The following is a 4,349-nucleotide window of genomic DNA, read 5'->3' on the forward strand; positions in this document are numbered from 1 at the left end:
GGCGAGGCTGGCGAGACCACCGACGAGTCCGCGGTCGCACCGGTGTCCGATGAGAACCTGCAGGAAGAGAAGACGGGGGACGCGGCCGCTGCTCCCGAGACCGCGACAGCTGCCCCCGACGCTCCGGCCGAGAACGCTCCAGCCAAGGGGCCGATCGCCGAGGAAGCCGCGCAGGAACGTGCTCCTGCCTCCGCCGGGAGCGCCGAGGCCGAGCAGGCCGCCGCCGAGAACGCCCCCGAGAACGCCCCCGCGCCGCAGGCCGCGACCGCGCCATCAGCCGGCGGCACCGCTGTCACCCTCCCAGCGCTCGGCGAGAGCGTCACCGAGGGCACCGTCACCCAGTGGCTCAAGCAGGTCGGCGATGATGTGGCGGTCGACGAGCCGCTGCTCGAGATCTCCACTGACAAGGTCGACACCGAGATCCCGTCGCCCGTCGCTGGCAAGCTCCTCGAGATCAAGGTCGGCGAGGACGAGACTGTCGAGATCGGTGCCGAGCTCGCGATCATCGGCACGGCCGACGCTGCCGCTGCCCCTGCCCCCGCCGTAGAAACGCCCGCCCCGGCGGCCGCCGAACCCACACCCGAGCCAGTGGCTGCCGTCGCTGCCGCTGCACCTGAGCCTGCACCCGAGCCTGTGGTGGCACCCGCACCGACGCCGGAGCCCGCCAACCCCGAGTCGCAGGCCACTCCGAGCCCCACGCCGGTCAAGGAGTCCACGGAGACACCCGCCGAGTCAGCCGACAACGGAGGAGGAGACTCCTACGTCACGCCGATCGTGCGCAAGCTCGCCAAGCAGCACGGCGTCGACCTCGCCGTCGTCACCGGCACCGGAGTCGGTGGACGCATCCGCAAGCAGGATGTGCTCGACGCGGCTGAGAAGGCACCCGCGGCTGCCGAGGCACCCGCCGCCGCAGCATCGGCCCCCACCCCGGCAGCGCCCGCCACCGAGCCGTCCGCCCTGCGAGGCAAGACCGAGAAGCTCACCCGCCTCCGCAGGACCATCGCGACGCGAATGGTCGAGTCCCTTCAGGTCTCGGCACAGCTCACGACGGTCGTCGAGGTCGACGTCACCGAGATCGCCCGTCTGCGCACGCGCGCCAAGGAAGCGTTCCTCGAGCGTGAAGGCGTCAAGCTCTCGTATCTGCCGTTCTTCGCCAAGGCCGCCATCGAAGCGCTGAAGATCTACCCCCAGGTCAACTCGTCAATCGACCTCGAGGCCGGCACCGTGACCTACCCGGCGGGTGAGCACCTCGGGGTCGCCGTCGACACCGATCGCGGCCTGTTGGTGCCCGTCATCAAGGACGCGGGCGACCTGTCGATCGCCGGGCTGGCCCGCAAGATCAACGATGTCGCCGAGCGCACCCGCACCAACAAAGTCCTCCCCGACGAGCTGTCGGGCGGGACGTTCACGCTGACCAACACCGGTAGCCGCGGCGCGCTGTTCGACACGCCGATCATCAACCAGCCGCAGGTAGCGATTCTTGGCACCGGCGCCGTGGTCAAGCGGCCGGTCGTCATCACCGACCCCCACGTCGGGGAGAGCATCGCGGTGCGTCAGATGGTGTTCCTCGCGCTGACCTACGACCACCGCATCGTCGACGGTGCTGATGCCGCCAGGTTCCTCACCGCGATCAAGGATCGGCTCGAGGGCGGCGAGTTCGAAGCCGAGCTCGGGGCATGACCGCCATGCATGTCGTCATCGGTGGCGCGTCCGGTTTCCTCGGCGGAGCTCTCACGGAGCATCTGCGGTCCAAGGGACACCAGGTCACCCGGCTCGTGCGCGCGGGCGAGCCCGCCGATGACGCCTCGCTGTGGGACCCCCACACCGGACGTATCGACAGCATCGTGGTCGACCGGGCCGATGCCGTCATCAACCTCTCGGGCTCACCGATCTCCAAGTGGCCCCGCACGGCCGCTCGCAAGCGGGAGATCCTGCGCTCGCGCCTGTCGGCCACCACGACGCTGGCCAACGCCGTCGCAGCGTCGACCACCCCCACGGTGTTCATCTCCGGCTCGGGCATGTCGTGGTACGGCACCGATCGCGGCGACGAGATACTCGACGAGTCCAGCTCTCCGGGTGACGGATTCCTCGCCGACGTCTCCCAGCAGTGGGAGGCCGCCGCCATGCCAGCCGTCGAGGCGGGCGCTCGTACGTGCTTCGTGCGCACCTCGCTGGTGCTCGACGACGACGGGGGCATGCTCAAGCTGATGCTTCCGGCCTGGAAGCTCGGCGGCGGCGCCAAGCTGGGCAAGGGCACGCAATACATGTCGCTCATCTCGCGGCACGACTGGGTGCGCGGAATCGAGCTGCTTCTGGACAACCCCGAGATCAACGGTCCCTTCAACTTCTCGATGCCCCAGGCGGTCACCAACGCCGAGTTCACCGACGCCTTGGGTGACGCCGTCCACCGTCCGACCTTTCTCGCGGCACCGAGATTCGCTGTGAAGGGCGTGCTTGGCGGGCTGTCCGATGATCTTCTGGGCTCTCTGCGCCTCTCCCCCACCGCTCTGCTCGATGCCGGGTTCACCTTCGGGGAGCCCGACCTCGCGTCGGCCCTCGAGGCCGCTTTGCGGTGACCTCCGGTGTGCCACAGTCAGCCAGCGATACGCCACCCGTCGGACGTGCGCACGAGGGTCACGACGCGGCGAGATGGTTGGTCCCGCGGCAGCGCAGTCGTGCTGCCGTCGTCCCACTGGACCCGGGCCTGCGCGAGACGGTCGACGACATCCAGTCGGGCTCGCGAGGACGAGGCGCGCAGCACTCGGCACGACAGGACCCGCATATCGGCGTCGAGGACCCTAGCTCCTCGTCGGTGATATGCCGCGATCATCGCCGCATCGACCTTCAGCCCAGAGCTGCCCCGGACGTACACTTCACGCAGCAGCCCGGAATCGGCCGTGGCGAAGGCCTCGGCGCGTACCTCGTCGAGGTCGGTGAGCCGGCTCGCCCAACGGTCTTGCGCATCAGGCGAGACGCCACGCATTGCGACGATGAGCACCCACAACCAATCCATCCACCCACAGTGCCCGTGTGAGCCGGTAACCCGGCCGTCGTCGTCCACAGGGGGTGCAAAGCTCGGACGTATCGCGAGACCCTGCAGGTCGGGCAACACCCACTCGCAGGCCAGGGCACAGCCCAGGTCAGCGACACACATCTGGGCGCGGGCGAGACAGTTGGCAGAGGCGTGAGGTCGGTGGCGCACCCCCGTCGCGACGCGATCGTGCTGACCGTCGACATTGCCGACAAGGCGTCGGCCGACATCGACTCGGTGGCCAAGGTCGGCGGAGATACGCTGGAGCCGTGACGACGTTGCAGATCCTTGACCAGTGGTACGGCGACCGCGCCATCGACTACCTCGAGGCCTGGGAGCCCCAGCGCACGATGCATGCGCAGCGGGTTGCCGACGAGATACCTGATACCGCGTTGTTCCTCGAGCACCCGGCCGTCTACACCGCCGGCCGGCGCACCGAGCCGCACGAGCGGCCGTTCGACGGGACGCCCGTCGTCGATGTCGATCGCGGTGGGAAGATCACGTTCCACGGGCCGGGCCAGCTCGTGGGCTACCCCATCACCAAGCTTCCGTCGCACGTCCTCGTCGTCGACTACGTACGCAGGGTCGAAGAGGCACTGATCCGTGCCACAGCCGATCTGGGCGTCAGGACAGGTCGCGTGCACGGGCGTTCCGGTGTGTGGCTGGCCGGCGGCGGAGGCAGGCCGGAGCGCAAGGTCGGCGCGATCGGCATCCGCGTTTCCCGTGGTGTGACCATGCACGGCTTCTCGCTCAACGCCGACGTCGACCTTGGCTTCTACGACCGCTTCGTCCCGTGCGGCATCGCCGACGCCGGAGTCACGTCGATCAGCACCGAGCTGGGCCGCGAGGTCACGGTCGGTGAGGCCGCCACCGCCGTGGCGCCGCACCTGCGTGCGCTGCTGCAGTGGGATGCCTACACGCCCTCCCCCGACCTGGCCGACAACGCTCCTGCCGCTGCGGCCGTCCCGGTGTCCGGGCTCACTCGCTGACTCGCAGCGCCTCGCCAAAGCCGACCCCGGCGAAGTCGAACGGCTCGCCGACCAAACAGTTGACGCCCGCAGCCTGCACCCAATTTCGCCGACGCTCGGACTGGACGGCCCAGCCATAGGCCACGGCGCAGGCGTGGCCCTGCGGCGTACAGTGACGGAGTGACTATCGCTCCTGAGGGCCGCAAGATGTTGAGGCTCGAAGTCCGTAACGCCGAGACGCCGATCGAAAAGAAGCCCGCCTGGATCAAGACCCGGGCGAAGATGGGTCCTGAGTACACCGAGCTGATGAAGCTCGTCAAGGGCGAGGGCCTGCACACGGTGTGTCAGGA

General features: G+C 69.0%; 5 protein-coding genes and 1 pseudogene. 4 read left to right on the forward strand and 2 right to left on the reverse strand.

The features are described from left to right. Together sucB and H7290_RS18025 are read left to right on the forward strand one after the other, a co-directional pair. Positions 1-1,680 (forward strand): 2-oxoglutarate dehydrogenase, E2 component, dihydrolipoamide succinyltransferase (gene sucB, locus H7290_RS18020; protein WP_290515399.1); only part of this gene is annotated, 1,680 nt, incomplete at its 5' end. Beyond that, the gene (locus H7290_RS18025) at positions 1,677-2,576 is read left to right on the forward strand and encodes a TIGR01777 family oxidoreductase (RefSeq protein WP_290515400.1); all 900 of its coding nucleotides are present in this window, start codon (positions 1,677-1,679) and stop codon (positions 2,574-2,576) included. The genes sucB and H7290_RS18025, both read left to right, overlap by 4 nt. A gap of 17 nt (positions 2,577-2,593) precedes the next feature. Here H7290_RS18025 and H7290_RS18030 read toward each other — a convergent pair whose 3' ends face one another. Further along, positions 2,594-3,013, reverse strand: a complete 420-nt coding sequence (locus tag H7290_RS18030) for a hypothetical protein (RefSeq protein WP_290515401.1) — start codon at positions 3,011-3,013, stop codon at positions 2,594-2,596. Between the two features lie 287 nt (positions 3,014-3,300). On the opposite strand from H7290_RS18030, the gene lipB reads away from it, so the two are divergent. Beyond that, positions 3,301-4,020 carry a lipoyl(octanoyl) transferase LipB gene (gene lipB / locus H7290_RS18035; protein ID WP_290515402.1) on the forward strand — a complete coding sequence of 240 codons (720 nt, stop codon included), beginning with the start codon at positions 3,301-3,303 and terminating at the stop codon, positions 4,018-4,020. On the opposite strand, the gene H7290_RS18040 is transcribed toward lipB, so the two are convergent. After that, the gene (locus tag H7290_RS18040; RefSeq protein ID WP_290515403.1) at positions 4,010-4,144 is read right to left on the reverse strand and encodes a hypothetical protein; all 135 of its coding nucleotides are present in this window, start codon (positions 4,142-4,144) and stop codon (positions 4,010-4,012) included. The genes lipB and H7290_RS18040 overlap by 11 nt on opposite strands. Positions 4,145-4,206: 62 nt before the next feature. Here H7290_RS18040 and H7290_RS18045 point away from each other — a divergent pair. Next, a pseudogene (locus H7290_RS18045) lies at positions 4,207-4,349 on the forward strand (lipoyl synthase); the annotation flags it as partial.

Origin of the sequence: Aeromicrobium sp. (assembly GCF_014378035.1) — a bacterium.
In the GTDB taxonomy this organism is placed as follows: Bacteria; Actinomycetota; Actinomycetes; order Propionibacteriales; family Nocardioidaceae; genus Aeromicrobium.